This is a genomic window from Streptomyces sp. A1136 (assembly GCF_004795055.1).
Lineage (GTDB): Bacteria > Actinomycetota > Actinomycetes > Streptomycetales > Streptomycetaceae > Streptomyces.
Genome location: NZ_SSBJ01000028.1, coordinates 14,818 through 31,235, shown reverse-complemented (window position 1 = coordinate 31,235; position 16,418 = coordinate 14,818). Strand labels below are relative to the sequence as shown.

Annotated in this window: 17 protein-coding genes; 10 read left to right on the top strand and 7 right to left on the bottom strand. The window is 73.6% G+C overall.

Annotated elements, in window-relative coordinates; all coding sequences use genetic code 11:
* Positions 1 to 234: 234 nt before the first annotated feature.
* The 4 genes from E6R62_RS25320 to E6R62_RS25305 all read left to right on the top strand — a co-directional run bounded on the left by E6R62_RS25320 (position 235) and on the right by E6R62_RS25305 (position 3,678).
* On the top strand, positions 235 to 1,173 hold the full coding sequence (locus E6R62_RS25320) for a hypothetical protein (RefSeq protein ID WP_136215830.1): 939 nt from the start codon (positions 235 to 237) through the stop codon (positions 1,171 to 1,173).
* A 93-nt stretch (positions 1,174 to 1,266) separates the two neighbouring features.
* Positions 1,267 to 2,070 carry an alpha/beta fold hydrolase gene (locus E6R62_RS25315; protein ID WP_136215829.1) on the top strand — a complete coding sequence of 268 codons (804 nt, stop codon included), beginning with the start codon at positions 1,267 to 1,269 and terminating at the stop codon, positions 2,068 to 2,070.
* Positions 2,070 to 3,341, top strand: a complete 1,272-nt coding sequence (locus tag E6R62_RS25310) for a PP2C family protein-serine/threonine phosphatase (RefSeq protein WP_136215828.1) — start codon at positions 2,070 to 2,072, stop codon at positions 3,339 to 3,341. The genes E6R62_RS25315 and E6R62_RS25310 overlap by 1 nt, the downstream gene beginning before the upstream one ends.
* Before the next feature lies 1 nt (position 3,342).
* On the top strand, positions 3,343 to 3,678 hold the full coding sequence (locus E6R62_RS25305; protein WP_136215827.1) for an STAS domain-containing protein: 336 nt from the start codon (positions 3,343 to 3,345) through the stop codon (positions 3,676 to 3,678).
* 102 nt (positions 3,679 to 3,780) lie between these two features.
* Here E6R62_RS25305 and E6R62_RS25300 read toward each other — a convergent pair whose 3' ends face one another.
* Both E6R62_RS25300 and E6R62_RS25295 read right to left on the bottom strand, forming a co-directional pair.
* Complete coding sequence (locus E6R62_RS25300; protein WP_136215826.1) at positions 3,781 to 4,473, bottom strand: nucleoside/nucleotide kinase family protein; 693 nt, start codon at positions 4,471 to 4,473, stop codon at positions 3,781 to 3,783.
* 26 nt (positions 4,474 to 4,499) lie between these two features.
* Positions 4,500 to 5,090 carry a TetR/AcrR family transcriptional regulator gene (locus E6R62_RS25295; protein WP_136215825.1) on the bottom strand — a complete coding sequence of 197 codons (591 nt, stop codon included), beginning with the start codon at positions 5,088 to 5,090 and terminating at the stop codon, positions 4,500 to 4,502.
* Positions 5,091 to 5,210: 120 nt separating this feature from the next.
* Here E6R62_RS25295 and E6R62_RS25290 point away from each other — a divergent pair, with 120 nt between their 5' ends.
* On the top strand, positions 5,211 to 6,194 hold the full coding sequence (locus tag E6R62_RS25290) for an aldo/keto reductase (protein WP_136215824.1): 984 nt from the start codon (positions 5,211 to 5,213) through the stop codon (positions 6,192 to 6,194).
* Between the two features lie 68 nt (positions 6,195 to 6,262).
* Here the strand turns inward: E6R62_RS25290 and E6R62_RS25285 are convergent, their stop codons facing one another.
* Positions 6,263 to 6,502, bottom strand: coding sequence for a hypothetical protein (locus tag E6R62_RS25285; RefSeq protein WP_136215823.1), 240 nt, complete (start codon positions 6,500 to 6,502; stop codon positions 6,263 to 6,265).
* A 291-nt stretch (positions 6,503 to 6,793) separates the two neighbouring features.
* Here E6R62_RS25285 and E6R62_RS25280 point away from each other — a divergent pair, with 291 nt between their 5' ends.
* Positions 6,794 to 7,195 carry a YciI family protein gene (locus tag E6R62_RS25280; protein WP_136215822.1) on the top strand — a complete coding sequence of 134 codons (402 nt, stop codon included), beginning with the start codon at positions 6,794 to 6,796 and terminating at the stop codon, positions 7,193 to 7,195.
* Positions 7,192 to 8,451, top strand: a complete 1,260-nt coding sequence (locus E6R62_RS25275; RefSeq protein WP_136215821.1) for an RNA polymerase sigma factor — start codon at positions 7,192 to 7,194, stop codon at positions 8,449 to 8,451. Before E6R62_RS25280 ends, E6R62_RS25275 begins: the two co-directional genes overlap by 4 nt.
* Here the strand turns inward: E6R62_RS25275 and E6R62_RS25270 are convergent.
* Together E6R62_RS25270 and E6R62_RS25265 are read right to left on the bottom strand one after the other, a co-directional pair.
* Positions 8,441 to 10,660: an FUSC family protein gene (locus tag E6R62_RS25270; RefSeq protein WP_136215820.1), complete on the bottom strand. Its 2,220-nt coding sequence runs from the start codon at positions 10,658 to 10,660 to the stop codon at positions 8,441 to 8,443. The genes E6R62_RS25275 and E6R62_RS25270 overlap by 11 nt on opposite strands.
* Positions 10,661 to 10,751: 91 nt before the next feature.
* Positions 10,752 to 11,960, bottom strand: coding sequence for an MFS transporter (locus E6R62_RS25265; protein WP_136215819.1), 1,209 nt, complete (start codon positions 11,958 to 11,960; stop codon positions 10,752 to 10,754).
* Positions 11,961 to 12,244: 284 nt separating this feature from the next.
* Between E6R62_RS25265 and E6R62_RS25260 the strand changes: the two genes are divergently transcribed.
* Complete coding sequence (locus E6R62_RS25260; protein WP_306432470.1) at positions 12,245 to 13,024, top strand: MEDS domain-containing protein; 780 nt, start codon at positions 12,245 to 12,247, stop codon at positions 13,022 to 13,024.
* On the top strand, positions 13,021 to 13,983 hold the full coding sequence (locus tag E6R62_RS25255; RefSeq protein ID WP_136215817.1) for a sensor histidine kinase: 963 nt from the start codon (positions 13,021 to 13,023) through the stop codon (positions 13,981 to 13,983). The genes E6R62_RS25260 and E6R62_RS25255 overlap by 4 nt, the downstream gene beginning before the upstream one ends.
* 59 nt (positions 13,984 to 14,042) lie before the next feature.
* Here the strand turns inward: E6R62_RS25255 and E6R62_RS25250 are convergent, their stop codons facing one another.
* Positions 14,043 to 15,209, bottom strand: coding sequence for an aromatic acid exporter family protein (locus tag E6R62_RS25250; protein WP_136215816.1), 1,167 nt, complete (start codon positions 15,207 to 15,209; stop codon positions 14,043 to 14,045).
* Positions 15,210 to 15,403: 194 nt separating this feature from the next.
* On the opposite strand from E6R62_RS25250, the gene E6R62_RS25245 reads away from it, so the two are divergent.
* Entirely contained in the window at positions 15,404 to 16,087 is a 684-nt protein-coding gene (locus E6R62_RS25245) for a DUF4230 domain-containing protein (protein WP_136215815.1), read from the top strand.
* 85 nt (positions 16,088 to 16,172) lie between these two features.
* Here the strand turns inward: E6R62_RS25245 and E6R62_RS25240 are convergent, their stop codons facing one another.
* Positions 16,173 to 16,376 carry a hypothetical protein gene (locus E6R62_RS25240; protein ID WP_136215814.1) on the bottom strand — a complete coding sequence of 68 codons (204 nt, stop codon included), beginning with the start codon at positions 16,374 to 16,376 and terminating at the stop codon, positions 16,173 to 16,175.
* Between the last annotated feature and the right edge of the window lie 42 nt (positions 16,377 to 16,418).

Sequence of the window (16,418 nt, the reverse complement as noted above, 5' to 3'; positions counted from 1 at the left end):
CGTCCGGCCACCGGGGACGCCCCCGGGCGGTACCGCCGAGAGCGGTTCGGGACAACCTGACGCGACTCCCGGCCACCGCCGCCTTCGCACCGCCGGCCGGGCCTAGGCTGCACGGTCCGGAGCGCCACGAGCGGAACGCGGGAGGACTCCTCGATGAGCGGACGTACCGGCAGGGTGGGACGCATGGGAAGTGCGGGAAGAGGGGGGCGTACGGGACGGGTCGGACCTCAGGGGATGCGACGCGCCTTCGCCCGCGCGGTGTTCGCGACCGGGCTGCTGTTCGGCCTGACGGTCGCGGGACCCGCCTCGGGGACGCCGGCCTCGGCGGTCGAGCAACAGCCCGTCGACGAGGGCTCGTGGAGCCTGGTCGGCGACCCGGGGGAACACATCACCGCAGGCCGGTCCCTGGCCTTCTCCGCCGGACACGACCGGTTGCGGGCCTACGGCGATCCCGACGGAAGCCACGTCGGCTTACGGGTGGAGGCGGCGGACGGCGGCTCGTGGTCCGTCGACCTGGCCGTGGCCCCCGGCACGAAGCTCACCCCCGGGACCTACACCGGGGCCACCCTGTACGACCCGTTCAACGGCAACGGCCCCGGCACCGGTCCCGCCCTCGACCTCACCGGCGCCGGCGGGTTCTGCCGGTCGATGGACGCCGACTTCACCGTCACCAAGGTGAAGCTCGGCACCAACGGTTGGGTCGAGGACTTCGACGCCTCCTTCGACGGCCGCTGCGACGGCGCGACGGCCGCCGCCCACGGACGCGTCCACCTGAGGAACCGCCCGGCGCCCCCGGTGCTGCGCGTCTCCGTCACGGCGGCCCGCGACGCGGTGGTGACCGCCGACGGCCTGGTCACGGTGCACGGCACGGCCACCTGCTCCAAACCGGCCGACCTCGACGTGTTCGGACGCCTGGACCAGAAGCGTTCCGCGGGAGCCGTGACGAGCTACTACGGCGCCATCGTCGCCTGCGTCCCCGGGAAACCCGTGCCCTGGCGCGCGGTGACCGACCCGACGGTGAGTGCCCGCTTCACCACCGGGCCGGCCGAGGTGTCCACCCAGGCGTGGACGACGGACCGGGACCTGACGCTGCAGATCTCGGTCCCCGCCGTCGTCACGAAACTGCGGCTCACCCGGCCGGGGCGGCCCGAGGCCGTCGCCTCCCGGAGGTGACGAGGTTCATACCGCCCGTAGCGGTCGCACCGCCGGCGGGCGGGGTGCGGGGCCCGCCCCCGGTCCCGTGGGACGGGATGGGAGGATATGGCCATGGACATCCTCCGCAGGAACAACGTCACGGTGACCGGACGCGAGGACGCCCCCGTCGTCATGCTGGCGCACGGGTTCGGCTGCGACCAGAACATGTGGCGGCTGGTGGTGCCCGCGCTGGTGGGGGAATTCCGTGTGGTGCGGTTCGACTACGTGGGCTCGGGCCGTTCCGACCTCTCCGCGTGGGACGCGGAACGCTACGCCTCGCTGGACGGCTACGCGCGGGACGTGGTGGAGATCTGTGACGAGCTCGATCTGCGGGACGTGGTGTTCGTCGGCCACTCGGTCAGCGCCATGATCGGCGTGCTGGCCGCGGAGGTCGCCCCCTCGCGGTTCTCCTCCCTCGTCATGGTGGGTCCCTCACCCTGTTACATCGACGACGAGGGCTACCGGGGCGGCTTCGGCGCCGACGACATCGACGAACTGCTCGAATCGCTGGAATCCAACTATCTGGGCTGGTCCGCGGCCATGGCGCCGGTCATCATGGGCAACCCCGAGCGGCCCGAACTCGGCGCGGAACTCACCACCGCCTTCTGCGCCACCGACCCCGACGTCGCGCGCGTCTTCGCCCGCGCCACGTTCCTCACCGACAGTCGCGAGGACCTCAAGAAGGTCTCCGTCCCCACCCTCGTGCTGGAGTGCGCCCAGGACGTGATCGCCCCGCGCGAAGTGGGCGCCTACGTGCACGCCGCGATCCCCGGCAGCCGCCTGGTCACCCTCGACGCCACCGGACACTGCCCCCAACTGAGCGCTCCCGAGGCCACGAGCGCCGAGATCCTCGCCTTCGCCCGGACGTTGCGTTGATGTCCTGTACCGGGCACAGTGCCGAGCAGCCCGGAGACAAGGCCGGTACCGACGCCCTGTTCACCTCCCTGCTGGAGGACAGCGTGGAGGACCTCTACGAGTCCGCGCCCTGCGGCTACCTCTCCACCCTCCTCGACGGCACGATCGCCAAGATCAACACCACCCTGCTGACCTGGCTCGGCCTGGACCGCGAGGAGGTCGTGGGCCGCATGCGCTTCGCCGACCTGCTGACGGTCGGCGGCAAGCTCTACCACGAGACCCACTTCGCCCCGTTGCTGCGCATGCAGGGGCAGGTGGGCGGCATCGCCTTCGAGATCAAGGCTGCGGGCGGCCGCCGCCTTCCGGTCCTGGTCACCTCCGTGGTGAAGACCGGCGGCGACGGCCAGCCCCTGCTGATCCGTACCACCGTCTTCGACGCGAGCGAACGACGCGCCTACGAGACGGAGCTGTTGCGTCGTCAGAAGGCCGCGGAGGAGGCCCGGGCGCAGGCGGAGGCCGACCGCCGGCGGCTCCAGGAGGCACTGGCGGTCCTCCAGCAGAGCCTGTTGCCCGACATGCTCCCGGATGTGCCGGGCATGGAGGCGGCGTCGTACTACCACACCGCCTCCCTGGACCGGCTCGGCGGTGACTTCTACGACCTGTTCCCGATCGACGGCAAACGCTGGGCCTTCTTCCTCGGGGACGTCTGCGGCAAGGGCCCCAAGGCCGCCGCTGTGACCTCCCTGACGCGGTACACCCTGCGCGCGGCCGCCCTGCACGACCCCGATCCCGTCGCCGCGCTCACCACGCTCAACGCCGTCCTGCACGAGCGGTACACCGGCGGCGACCCCCGCTACTGCACCGCCATATTCGGGGTACTGGAACCCCAGGGCGACACCGTCACCGTCGACCTGGCCTCCGGCGGTCACCCGCCGGCGCTCCTGGTGCGCGCCGACGGCCGGGCCGAGTACCTCTCCACCCCCGGCGGCCTGCTGGTGGGTATCCTGCCCACAGCCCCGTTCGCGGCCACCCGGACCGTCCTCGGCCCGGGTGACACGCTTCTCCTGTACACCGACGGTCTGACGGAGGCCCGTATCGGGGAGAGCCGCGAACTGTACGGTGACGAGGCGCTGCGCGACTTCGCCGCCGCGCACCCCGCCGCCGGACCGCACGGGCTGGTCGATTCCCTGACCGGCCTGCTCGCCGGTTTCGGCGACGGGCTGGACGACGACACCGCCCTCCTCGCCCTCGGCGTTCCCGCAACCCCGACACATCCCGGAGCCACGACCTGACATGAGCCCGTTGACGATCACCGTCCGAGACGCCGACAGCGGTCCCGTACTGCGAGTCATCGGCGACCTCGACTTCGACACCGCGCCCCGACTGCGCGAGGCAGTGGACGAGATCACCCTCGCCCCGGGCGAGCTGCTGGTCCTGGACCTGGGGGGGCTGGAGTTCTGCGATTCCAGCGGGATCAGTGCCCTGATCACCGCCCACAACCGGGCGGCGGCCGCGCAGGCGGCCATGGCGCTCGCCGCCGTACCGGACAACATCACCCGGGTCCTCGGCATCGTCGGACTCGATCAGGTCTTCGGTCGGTACGAACCGGAACCGCCGGTCGGGAGTTGACCACCGCCCCCACCGGTCCCGGCCCCCGCCCCGACGGGCGGGGCGAATCGCCCGGGCCCGCTCGCCGGTGCGTCGGCGTGGTGCCGACGATCGGGCGGTCGGTCACGGACCGGGTGGTCGCGCGGGGTCCGGCGGCGTCCGGGGGAGGTGCGCCCGAGGCGGCCGGGGTTCCCGAAATCCGTCCTCCTCGACGACGAGATCCGCCAGGTCGCGTCCCGGTGCGATCAGGCGGGCGTTCGCCTCGTCGGAGCGGACCACCCACTGCCGGGCGTCCGCCTCCTTCTTGCCGTGCCGCACATGACGCTCGACCAGCCGGCGCACCCGTACCACGTCGTCGGGGGCGACGAACCAGGCCTCGTCGAGCAGCGGCCTGACCCCCGCCCACGCCCCCGCCCCGTGCAGCAGGTAGTTGCCTTCCGTGATCACCAGGGGTACGTGGGGCCCCACCCGGATGCTCCCGGCGACGGGTTCCTCCAAGGCGCGGTCGAAGGTCGGGGCGTACACGGCGGCGGCCGCCCGCTCGCGCAGCCGTGCCAGCAGGGCCACGTAGCCCGCCGCGTCGAAGGTGTCGGGCGCGCCCTTGCGATCGGCCCGGCCCAGCCGTTCCAACTCGGCCTGCGCCAGGTGGAAACCGTCCATCGGCACCACCACCGCCAACCCCGGCCCCAACGCCCGGACCAGTTCCGCCGCGAGCGTGGACTTCCCCGCGCCCGGCGCTCCCGCGATGCCCAGGATGCGACGACCGCCCGCCGCCGCGAGGGCGCGGGCCCGGGCCTCCAGTCCTGCCGTGTCCATCCCGTACGCCTCCGTGACCGCTCGGCTCAGGGGGCCGGCGTCGCGGCCGGCGTCGTGACGCGGCGTACGGACTCCACGACCGCCGCGCGGTGACGGGCCAACCGCTCCGGTGACCAGCCGGTGCCCGCCGTACCGCCCGCGGGGCCGCCCACCGCGCCGAACCAGGACTGGGAGAGCCCCATCACCAGGGTCAGCAGATCGGCCGGGTCCGGCTCGGGGTCGATCAGTCCGGCCCGCTGCGCCTCCTCCACCATCGCGATCTTCCCGCGGTAGGACTCGGCCTCGGCGTCGGTGATCCCGGGACGCTCCAACTGCTTCCACGCCACGAGCCGCATCAGGGAGGGTCGCTCCACGAGGTGGTCGTAGACGGCGCCCGCGTAGCCGGGGAGGTCCCGGGCGTCGAACGGCACCGTCTCGGAACCGGTCTCCAGGGCGCGCCGCAGGACGGCGTCGAAGAGTTCCTCCTTGTTGCCGAAATAGACGTAGATGAGTCGCTTGTTCGCCTGCGCGGCCTCCGCGATGCGGTCGACGCGGGCGCCGGCGATGCCGTACGCCGCGAACTCGGCGAAGGCCGCGTCGAGGAGTCGTGCCCTGGTTGCGCTGGAGTCCCGTGCCATGGCGCCAGCCTAGCAAGTAACTATCCGGTTATTGACAACGTGGCGCCCGGTGCCGCATGCTCAAACTATCCAGTTAGTTACTTACCTCGGCGGCAGCGTCGGGTTCGGAAGGGAAACACCATGGAGAAGCGCACTCTGGGCGGTCAGGGCCTCGTCGTCGGCGCCGAGGGCCTCGGCCTCATGGGCATGAGCGCCCACTACGGGGCCACGGACGACACCGAGTCCCTGGCCACCATCGACCGGGCCCTCGAACTGGGCGTCACACTGCTCGACACCGCCGAGGGGTACGGCCCCTTCATCAACGAACAGCTCCTCGGCAAGGCGCTCGCGGGCCGCCGGGACGCGGCCGTGGTCGCCACCAAGACCGGCGTCGAATTCAGCGACCAGGGAGAATTCCGCGGCTACAACGGCACCCCGGAGTACATCCGCCACGCGGCCGACCGCTCGCTGCGCCACCTGGGCACCGACCACATCGACCTGTACTACCTGCACCGCGTCGACCCGGCCGTGCCCGTCGAGGAGAGCGTCGGCGCCATGGCCGAGCTGGTGGCCGCCGGCAAGGTGCGCCACATCGGGCTCTGCGAGGTCGCGCCCGCCACCATCGCCCGCGCCCACGCGGTCCACCCGCTGGCCGCCGTACAGACCGAGTACAGCCTCTTCGAGCGCGGCATCGAGCACGACGGCGTCCTGGAGACCCTGCGCGGACTCGGCATCGGCCTCGTCGCCTACTCCCCGCTGGGCCGGGGCTTCCTCTCCGGCGCCGTCACCAGCCCGGACGACTTCGCGGCCGACGACTTCCGCCGCACCGACCCCCGCTTCCAGGGCGAGAACTTCGACCGCAACCTGGCCCTCGTCGCCCAGGTGCGCCGGCTGGCGGCGGACAAGGGCGTCACCCCCTCCCAGCTCGCCCTGGCCTGGACGCTGAGCCAGGGCGCGGTGCCCATCCCCGGCACCAAGCGGCGTCGCTACCTGGAGGAGAACGTCGCCGCCACCGACGTGACGATCACCGACGCCGACCTGGCCGCCCTCGACGCGGTGGCACCTCACGGCGCCGTCTCGGGCGACCGCTACGCCCCCGAACTGATGGCCTCGCTGAACGGCTGAACGGCTGACCGGTTGCCCGGTGCGCGCGGCGGGCCCGGGCAGGTCCGGCCTCCGGGTCGGGCCCCGCGTCACTTGTGCCGCAAGCCCCAGGTGAACTTGTCGCCGCCTTCCCAGCGCACCACCGACGGGTCGTCGAGGTCGGGGTGCGGGATGCCGACGGCCCGCAGCAGATGGAGCACGTCGACCACGTCGTGCGCCCGGCCCGCCACCTCCCCGTAGACCTGGACGATCCGAAACGGCGGGCTGCCCGCCATGACGGGTGACACGACCACGTTCGAATAGGACCCGCCGCTCGCGGATTCGGTCATCGTCAGCCTCCTCGCTGTCAGCGTGGCTTTCCACCGGCTCCACGGCCGCCCGAGGAGCCACAGGTCCCACCCTGGCACCGCCGTCGCCCGCCCGCCCAACGGCGGGCGACGGCGAGGGCCGCCCGATCCGCGTCAGGGGCGCCGCGATGGAGGCCGACCCCCGCGTCCGCTAACTTTTTTCGGGAATCTCCCGTCGAGATGTCGCAATCCCGGAGCCGGCTTCTACCTCCCCGTGAAAGCGGCCCTCCGACGCGACGAGGGCCGGCGCACCCGACGAGACGAGGCACGGACATGAAGTACATGCTGCTCATGCAGTTCAGCGAGAAGAGCGTTGACTTCCCCGGGATCCAGGAGTGGAAGCCCGAGGAGTTCCGGGCCCACATCGGCTTCATGAAGGACACCAACCGGAAGCTGGCCGAGGCCGGCGAGCTGGTCGACGCCCAGGGCCTGGCGATGCCCGAGAACGCGCGGATCGTCCGCTCGCACGCCGGCGGCGCGCCACTGATCACCGAGGGACCGTTCCCGGAGACGAAGGAGTTCCTGGCCGGCTGGTGGATCGTGGACTGTGACAGCGAGGAGCGGGCCATCGAGATCGCCGCGTGCGTCTCCGCCGCGCCCGGCCCCGGCGGCCGGCCGCTGAACATGCCGATCGAGGTCCGCCAGGTGATGTCGGCGCCGCCTACCGAGCTGTGACCACGGCCGAACGCACCGTCGAGGACCTGCTGCGCGTACTCGCGCCGCAGGTCGTCGGCGTGCTCACCCGCCGTTACGGCGACTTCTCCGCCGCCGAGGACGCCGTGCAGGAGGCCTTGCTGGACGCCGCCCGCCAGTGGCCCGGGGAGGGGCTGCCGCACAACCCGCGCGGCTGGCTGATCCAGGTCGCCGCCCGCCGGATGACCGAGCAGGTGCGCGGCGAGCAGGCCCGGCGGCGCAGGGAGGACCTGGTGGCCGCGCGGGTCCCGGCCGACCGGCGGACCGCCCCGCCCGCGGACGCCGAGGACCGGGCCGGACGCGACGACACCCTCGCCCTGCTGTTCCTGTGCTGCCATCCGTCGCTGTCGTCCGCCTCCGCCATCGCCCTCACCCTCCGCTCGGTGGGCGGGCTGACGACGGGGGAGATCGCGCGCGCCTTCATGGTGCCGGAGGCGACCATGGGCCGGCGGATCAGCCGGGCCAAACAACTGATCAAGACCTCGGGCGTGCCGTTGCGGATGCCCGACGCCGACGAGTGGCCGGCGCGGCTGGACGCGGTGCTGCATGTGCTGTACCTGATCTTCAACGAGGGCTACGCGAGCAGCGCCGGTCCCGACCTGCAACGCGTCGAACTCGCCCGGGAGGCCATCCGCCTGGCCAGGGCCGTCCACGCGCTGCTCCCGGACGACGGTGAGGTCACCGGGCTGCTCGCGCTGATGCTCCTCACCGACGCCCGCGGACCGGCCCGCACCGGGCCCGGCGGCGAACTCGTCCCGCTCGCGGAGCAGGACCGCACCCGCTGGGACGCCGCCGCGATCGCCGAGGGGATCGCGCTGATCACCGCCGCCCTGCCGCGGGGTCCGGTCGGCCCCTACCAGGTGCAGGCCGCCATCGCGGCCGTCCATGACGAGGCCCCGACCGCGGGGGAGACGGACTGGCCGCAGATCCTCGCCCTGTACGGGGTCCTGGAGCGGATGTCCGACAATCCGCTGATCACCTTGAACCGGGCCGTCGCGACCGCGATGGTCGACGGTCCGCGCGCCGGACTCGCCCTGCTCGCCGACGCGCCGGACCTCCGGGAGCACCACCGCCTGTACGCGGTACGCGGCCACCTGCACGAGCTGGCCGGGGACCGCGAGGCCGCCGTCGCCGACTACCGCGCCGCCGCCCGGCGCACGGCGAGCCTCCCCGAACGGGACTACCTCACCCTCCGGGCGGCCCGCCTCGCCACCGACCCCGACGAGGTCACGGGGTGACCGGCATGCGCTGCGCAGGATGGGACGCCGCCATGCGGACCAGGTCCGCGGTGAGGAAGTCGAGCCAGGCCAGCGCGGTGTAGTAGCGCGGCGGAGCGTCGAGGGAGGAGTCGGCCTCCTCGGGCCCGGAGCCCGCGGGGGAACGGCCCGGCGGCGCGGCCGCGCGGCGGAGCACGTCGTAGCGCTCGGACGCGGTCAGGAACCCCTCGGCCACCCACGCGCCGTACTCCCGCATCCGCCGCTCGGCTACCGGCGCGGCCGGCAAACCGCCCGGTGACGCGCGGACCCGCCGGGCGCCCCACAGGACGTGGTGGCCGGCCATCAGCGCACACTGCCAGTCGGGGCCCGGCCCTGCGGGCCGTTGGGCCTCGCCCTGGTACTGCGCGTACGCGGACTCGGCGAGGGTCAGCGCCCGTTGGACCTCGGCGCTGTCGAGGTCCTCGGACCCGGCGGGCCCGTCGTCCCGGGTGGTGGCCGCGACCTCGCCCGCGGCGGCCCGCAGCAACCGCGCCACGGCCCGGCCCAACTCGTCGTGCGCCCCGCGCGGCCACGCGAGCAGACCGACGACCAGACCGATGCCGCTCCCGATGAGCACGTCGAGGAACCGGTACTCGGCCAGCCTCCAGTCGGACGGCGACAGCTGGGCGAAGGCCATGGCCACCACGTTGGTGAACATCGCCTGACCCCACCCGACGCCGTGCAGCGGGCCGGTGGTGAAGGCGAAGAGCATCAGGGGCGGCAGGATGAACGCGTAGGCGGTGCTCGCGGTGCCCGCCAGGGTCAAGACGGCGCCCGCCGCCATCGCGCCCAGGAAGGTACCGATCAGGGCGCTGCGCACGGTGTGGCGGGTCTGGACGGCCGTGGTGCGGGTCAGGCTCAGCACCGCCAGCATGGCCCAGAAGCCGTGGGGGAGGGTGTCCAACCCCGCGATCGTCCGCGCGACCGCGAGCGCGAGGGCGATCCGCACGGCGTTTTGGAAGTACACCGACCTCGGCCCCGCGTGAGCGGCCAACCGGTGCCACCACAGATAGGGCTCACTGCGCCGGGCGTACCAGAAACGTCCCGTGTCACGCCCATCGCCGACGGCGCCGCGGCCCCATACGGCGATGTCCACCGCCTCGCCCAGCACCAGCGCGGCGTCGGCCACCTCCAGCACGCTCGCCTGCCGGCGCCGGTCGGCCGGCAGCGCCGGGACGACGGCCGCCGCCCCGGCGCGGGCCGCCGCCAGGGCGAGCCGGGCCGCCCCGTCGGGCCCGCGGGGGCGCGAGGTCTCGGCGGAGGGGGCCGCCAGAAGCGCGCCGATCTCGCGCGCCGCGGCCTCCACACCCCGGAGCAGGTCGAGGCTTTCCGGCAACGGCGTGACCCCCGCCGCCGGGACGGGCAGGGCGTGCAGCCGGGCGAGGAGAGTCCGCGCGGCGAGACCGCTGTGGGCCGACCCCCGCTCGCGGACCCCCGGCCCGGCGGGCCGCTCCGCTTCCGGGGACCGGGAGGGCCGCAACGATTCCCCGGCGGCGACGGCCTCTTCCGCGGCCGCCCGCGACAGCGCGTAGGGCGGCGCCGCCAGCGCGGCCGCGCACCGGGCCGCGACCTCGGCCGCCCGGGCCACCCGGTCGCGGTAGGAGGGCTCGGGCGGATCGGGTAGCACCCATGCCTCGGCGAGGATGAGCAGGAGGATTCCGACGACGACCCCCAGGAGCCGCTCGCCCAGCTCGTCGGGGGCGAAGGGGGGGAAGCAGGGCAGGATGAACAGCAGTTGCAGGCCCGGCGCGGCTCCGGCCTGGCGCGGTCCGGCCGCCGCACCGAAGGCCAGGCAGAAACCGATGACGAGCATGCCGGCCACGGCGGCCCAGTTCCGTACGGCGAGGAGGGTGCCGAGGGTGACCAGCACGCACGCCACCGGCAACACCCGCACGAGCTGCGCCGACCGCTGACGGCCCGTGCCCGGGATTCGGGACAGCACGGCCAGCGCCACGGCGGCGAACAGCGCGTAGGTGGCGGGCACCGGGAGGCGGAGGACGTGGAGGAACGTGTAGAAGCCGACGCACGCGGCGAGGGTGACGCGCACGGCCCGGCGGGCCGCGGCGGGCAGGGTGCCGGTCCCGGTGCGCAGCGCCGTCAGGGCCCGGGAGGCCCGGTGCCCCGCGCGGCCGATCCTGCCCGTACCGGTGCCCGTGTCGCTTCCGGTGCCCGGCCCCCTGGGGATGCCCATGTGGTCTCCGCCCGCCGTTCACGGCCCCACATCTCAGGTTCCCATCACCGGGCGTCGGCGCCAGCGGGCGGCGGCGCGTCGGACGAGCACCTCAGGACGAGGGGGGCGAGTGCCGCAGCAGGTACAGGCCCGTGGCGGCGGTCACCACGATCGCGCACGCGCTGAACGTCAGCCCCGCGCCCACCAGCCCCAGCCACAGGGTCAGGGCGCCGACGCCCACCACCGGCAGTGAGATGCCCGTGTAGGCGACCACGAAGAACGAGGAGATCGTGGCGCCCCGGTGCGCGGCCGGCGCCGCGTCGCCCACCGCGCTCAGCCCCGCGCGGAAGGCCATGCCCTGCCCCAGCCCACCGAACACCGCGCCCGCCACCAGCAGCGCCGCGGACTCGGCCCAGAGCGAGGCGGCGACCAGCAGCAGACCGGCCACCAGGACGAGACAACCCAGCGGCAGCGCCCGTGCCACCGCCAGATGTCCCACCAGCCACTGGCCCACCGTCGAGGAGAAGAACACCGAGAACACCACGAGCCCCACCACCGCGTGGTTGTGCACGCCCAGGGTCTCGGCCAGGAAGCTCGGGGCCAGCGAGGTGAACAGCCCGAGCAGCGCGAATCCGGCGAAGGCCGCCAGCGCGCAGGGCACGAACACACCGCGGACGGACGCCGGGACCGACAGGCCCCGCGGCCGAAGCCGGGCCCCGAGGCGGGCGTCGTCCACCGTCTCGGGCAGTGCCGTCACCATGGCACCAGCCACCGCCAGCAGGGCCAGATGGGTGACGAAGGGGAGGACGAGCGGAGCCGGGGCGTACTCGGCCAACACCCCCGCGACCAGCGCGCCGCAACCCAGCCCGCCCATGTTCGCCGCCGTCGCGACGAGAGCCGCCCGCGTCTTCCGCCCGGGCGGGGCCAGCTCCAACACCGCGACCGTCCCCACCCCACTGAGCAGCCCGGCCGAGAACCCCGACAGCACCCGCCCCGCGAACAGCAGCGGCAACCCGCCCTCCAGGAGGAAGCAGACCGCGCTCAGCGCGCCCAGTACCAGCGAGTAGAAGAGGACCGGGCGGCGCCCCGCTTCGTCGGAGTATCCCCCGGCCACGAGGAGGGTCAGGATCACGCCGACCGCGTAGGCGGCGAAGACCAGGGTCACCGTCAGCTCCGAGAAACCGAGCTCCTGCCGGTACAGCCCGTACAGCGGGGTGGGCAGCGTCGTACCGGCCATGCCGATGGCGAACACCGCCCCGGCGCCCGCGTAGCCGAGCCGGGGCGGGCGGCGGGTACGGGACGGGGCGCTGGTCCGTGTCATGGACAACACCCTAGGCGCGGGGCCCCGGGCCGCCTCTCGAAGCCGGCGCCCGGCAGGTCCGTCCGGGCCTCCCGGCCCCGGTTCCGCCGATGATTGGCGCCGACCGGGGCGGGCAGGGGCAGAGCGTGGACCGCCCCGCCGGCGGTTCGCCGGGCACGGCCGCCCGCGGCTGCCCGGCGACGCCCAGTAGGCTGGCGTGCCGGATGGGGCCCGAGCGGGCCGGCTCCGGGTGGTTCGGCAGGGCCGGAAGGGGACGAGTGAGAGCGGCGCGAGCACTGGCTACCTTGGACGAGGTCGAGCACGGCGACCACGTCTGCTGGCGTATGGAGCCCGACGGCGCGTTCCCCGCCGACGCGCGGGCCTATGTGGCCGACGGTGCGCTCTACGGCGACAAGATCGTGGTCGTCGGCCCCGCCGGGGTCGCCTCCGGCGTCCCGCGCGACACGGTGTCCCTCGCCTCCGTGGTCCTCGACTTCCGCGGTCCCGCCGACTCCGACTCGGTCCTGGCCGCGGTGCGCCGCGAGGCCCGTTCCGCCGCCCGGGAAGGGTTCCGCTCGCTGCGGGTGCTCGCCGAGCGGATACCCGCGACGGAAACCGGCGGCGCCGAGGAACTGCTGGCCCAGGAACTCAAGCTCGACGAGTTCGCCTCCGAGAGCGGCGCCATGGTGGTGTGCGCGTTCCGCCCGTCGCTGTGGGACGCGCCTACTCTGGAACGGGTGGCATGTGTGCACCCGCACGAGATGGGCATTCGCGCGGGACGTCCGGCCTTCCGGATGTTCAGCAGCGGCGCCGACAGGTGGAGCGTAGACGGAGTGATCGACTCGGAGTGTGCGGCGGCGTTCAACGCCGCGGTACGGGCGGCGGTACGACACACGCCCAAGGTGCGGCTGCGGTTCGACACCTTGGAGATGATCGACGCCGCGGGCATGCACGCACTCGTCGAGGCCGCCCGTCAGCTGCCGGACCGCCGGATCATCGTGGAGGGCGCCAACGAAACCGTGCGCCTGTGTTGGGAACTGGCGGGCTACGCGGCCCCCGGCATGCCGGTGGTGATGGCCGTATGAGCGCGAGCGTGCCCCGGCGACCCTCCGGGCGGGACGAGACCCCGTTCCGCCACGAGCTGTACCCCTACGACGGTGAGGCGCAGTTCCTGTCGGGCACCCTGGGCTTCATCCGCGAAGCCCTGGACGGCGGTGAGGCGGTGGTGGTCGCCGTGCCCTCCGACAAGACGTCCCTGCTGCGCGGCGAACTCGCCGACGAGCCCGCCGTCACCTTCGTCGACATCTCGACGATCGGGCCCAACCCCGGCCGTCTCGTCGCCGTCTGGGAGGCGTGGATGAGGGAGCGGGGCGAGGGCGGAAGGCCCGTACGGGGCATCGGCGAGACGGCTTGGCGCACGGCGCGCAGCGCCGCGCAAGTCTCCGAGCTGCGCTATCACGAGTGGCTCTTGAACCGGGCCTTCGCGCGGAGCCCCGCCTGGTCGATGCTGTGCCCCTACGACGCCGCCGACGGCGACCAGGCCGCCCTCCGGTCCCTCTCCCGCTGCCACCCGTTGATCCGCCAGGACGGGCAGTACGTACCCAACGAGGGTTACCTCGTCGGCGCGGAGTACCCCTTCGACGCGCTCACCGACCCGTGCGACCCCTACCAGGAGATGGGTTACACCCACGGTGACCTGGCGGCGATACGGGCGAAGGTCTCCCAGTGCGCGGCCGACGCCGGAGTGTCCGCCGAGCGGCTGCCGAAACTGGCCGTGGCCGTCACCGAGATCGCGACCAACAGCATCCGCCACGGCGGGGGCGGGGGAACCCTGCGCACGTGGTCGCAGGACGCGACGTTCCTGTGCGAGTTCCGCGACTCAGGCCACATCGTCGACGTGATGGCCGGACGGCGCAGGCCGACCCCCGACCAGATCGGCGGACGCGGCCTGTGGCTCGCCCACCAGCTGTGCGACCTCGTCGAGATCCGCTCCACGGCCGAGCGGGGAACAACCGTCCGACTCCACATGGACACCACGCCCTAGCGTCCCGGTCCGCGGGAAGCCCCGCCGGCAGCCCCGCCCCGCCGGGCCCGGGGGCGGCCTCAGCCGGCGCGGGCGGGCTCGGGAAGCGCGCCGCGGAGCTCGTGGAGCAGGCGCCCGGCGTCCGTGAGGAGCGCGCCGCACAGCGTCCGTACCGGGGCGGGCACCCCGGTGTCCTGCTGGACGGCGTACTCCAGGTCCTCGTGGAGGGACATCCCCTCCCGGACCAGCGCGTCGAGTTCCCGCGGGTCGGTCCGGTCCGGCCGGCCGACCTGCGCCATCGCCGCGGCGACCGTGTCCAGGAGGGCGCCGTACCCGGACAGGAAGCGACGCGGCAGGTGGGTGTCGTGGCCGCTGTCGAGGGAGTGGGAGAGGCTGCGCAGCGCCGAGCGCAGGTGTGCGGCGCTCCTGCCGGCCGCCCGCGCCGCCTCCTGGGCGCGCGGTAGCACGTCCCGGTCCCTCCCGTCGGCGCGGCGCGGATTGAGCCGGCTGTTCTCGGCCTCGGCGTCCACGGACGCCCGTACGCGCGGCGCGTCCGCCGCCACCCGGTCACAGTCGCGACGCCAGCGCCCGACCTGCTCCCGGGAGGGCGCGCCGCCCTCCCCGACAGCCGACGCCAGCTCGGCGACGACCTGCCGAAGCCCCTCGTAGAGATCGGCCACCGCCTGCTGGCGGTGGCGTAGGTGTCGGGCCGGTGCGAGCAGCAGGTGCGCCGACAACCCGCACAGCGCGCCGAGGGCGACCGAACCGGCGAGGTGCCCGATGTAGTCGATGCGGCCGTGTCCGGCCGTGAAGGCGAAGAATCCGACGACCGCGACCTGGAGCCCCTGGGAACCCAGGTACCGCGCCCGCCCGACCGCGAGCGCGAGGAGGGCGAGCAGCCCGAAGGACCAGGCGTGGATGCCCATCAGGGCGGCGAGCCCGGCGGCCAGGGTCGCGCCGAGCACCATCGCGCCCAGGTACCGGACGCATTCGCGCACGGAGCGGTAGAGCGTGGCCTGGAGGGCGACGATCGCGGTGAACGGCGCGAACGTCGTGACCGTCGGTGGCAGCAGGCGGTGTGCCAGGGCCCAGGCGACCATCGCCGCCACCACCGTCTTCGCCTGACGGATCAGGTCGTCGCGTTCGGCGCCCGGCGACGAGGCGCCTCTGCGGACGTACGCGACGGCCCGGCGCGCCGCCGTGCACGACCGTCGTGCCGGACCACTGCTCGCAGGTCCACTGCTCATGGGCATGGGGGCATCACCTCACATCACTCATCGGAAATCGGATCGTGCGCTTGTGCCCGAAACGCCCCGTCCCATGCCCCCGCCGCCGGCCACCGGCGGACTCGCTCGCCCAAGTCCCCTGCGCGACCCGGGAATCGGGGTGACGTACTCACCGGATCGGAAGTGGCGGCGGCCGCACGGGGTAAACGGGAGACATGGAGACCTCTTCGCGTTCCACCGGGCAGTCGCTCCCCCCGCCGCGCGGGAGCAGGAAACCGCGATGGGCGCTGGTGGCCGGGGGAGCGGCCCTGCTGCTGGCGCTGGTCGTGCTCGTGGGTCGTCTCAGCCTGATTCCGGGCCTCGGCGGCCTGTTCGGCGAGGACACCCGGGACCGCTCCGGCCCCGCGCTGCTCAAGTCGATCCAGGACATGCACCGTTACGAGGGCGCCGTCGGCAACTTCCAGGTGGTGGTGGATCTGGAGAAGGACGCGGCCTTCCTGCCGGACGCGATCCGTGGGACCCGCACGCTGTACGTAGGCGCGGGGTCGGTCGGCGGATACGTCGAACTGGGCGCGCTGGGCGAGCAGAGCGTGAAGGTGAACGCGGACCGTACGCAGGCCACGGTGCGGCTCCCCCACGCGACCCTCGGCCCGGCCGCCCTCGACCCGAACCGCTCCTACGCGGTGTCGAAGCAACGCGGCCTGCTCGACCGGCTCGGTGACTTCTTCTCCGACAATCCTGCCGGCGAACAGGCCGTACAGCGGCTCGCGGTGCAGCACATCACCGAGGCGGCCCGCGACAGCGGCCTCGCCGCGAGGGCGGAGCAGAACACCACGGCGATGCTGGAGGGCCTGCTGCGCTCGCTCGGATTCCAGAAGGTGACCGTCAGCTACGCGTGAACGGCGCCCGCCGACGAGCCGGTCCAACGGGCTCCACACAGGCGCGTGGCCCGGAGTGAACCCCGGGCCACGCGGCGCGCTGCGGTCAGTGCCAGTCGATGGCTCCCCAGGCACAGGCACCGTCGAAGCCCGGGTTGCCGTGGATGACGGCGCCCGACAGGTGGCAGGCGCCGTAGTGCGCCGAACCGCTGTTGTGGTCGTCGTCCCCGTGGGCGAGCGCGGTGGCGGCGCCTCCGAGAACCATGGTGGCGGCGAGGGTGAGGGTCGTGACTGCGGCGCGGATGCGCATGGCTGCTCCTTGAGTGGGAGGGGTCGATCTGCGCATCAGGAA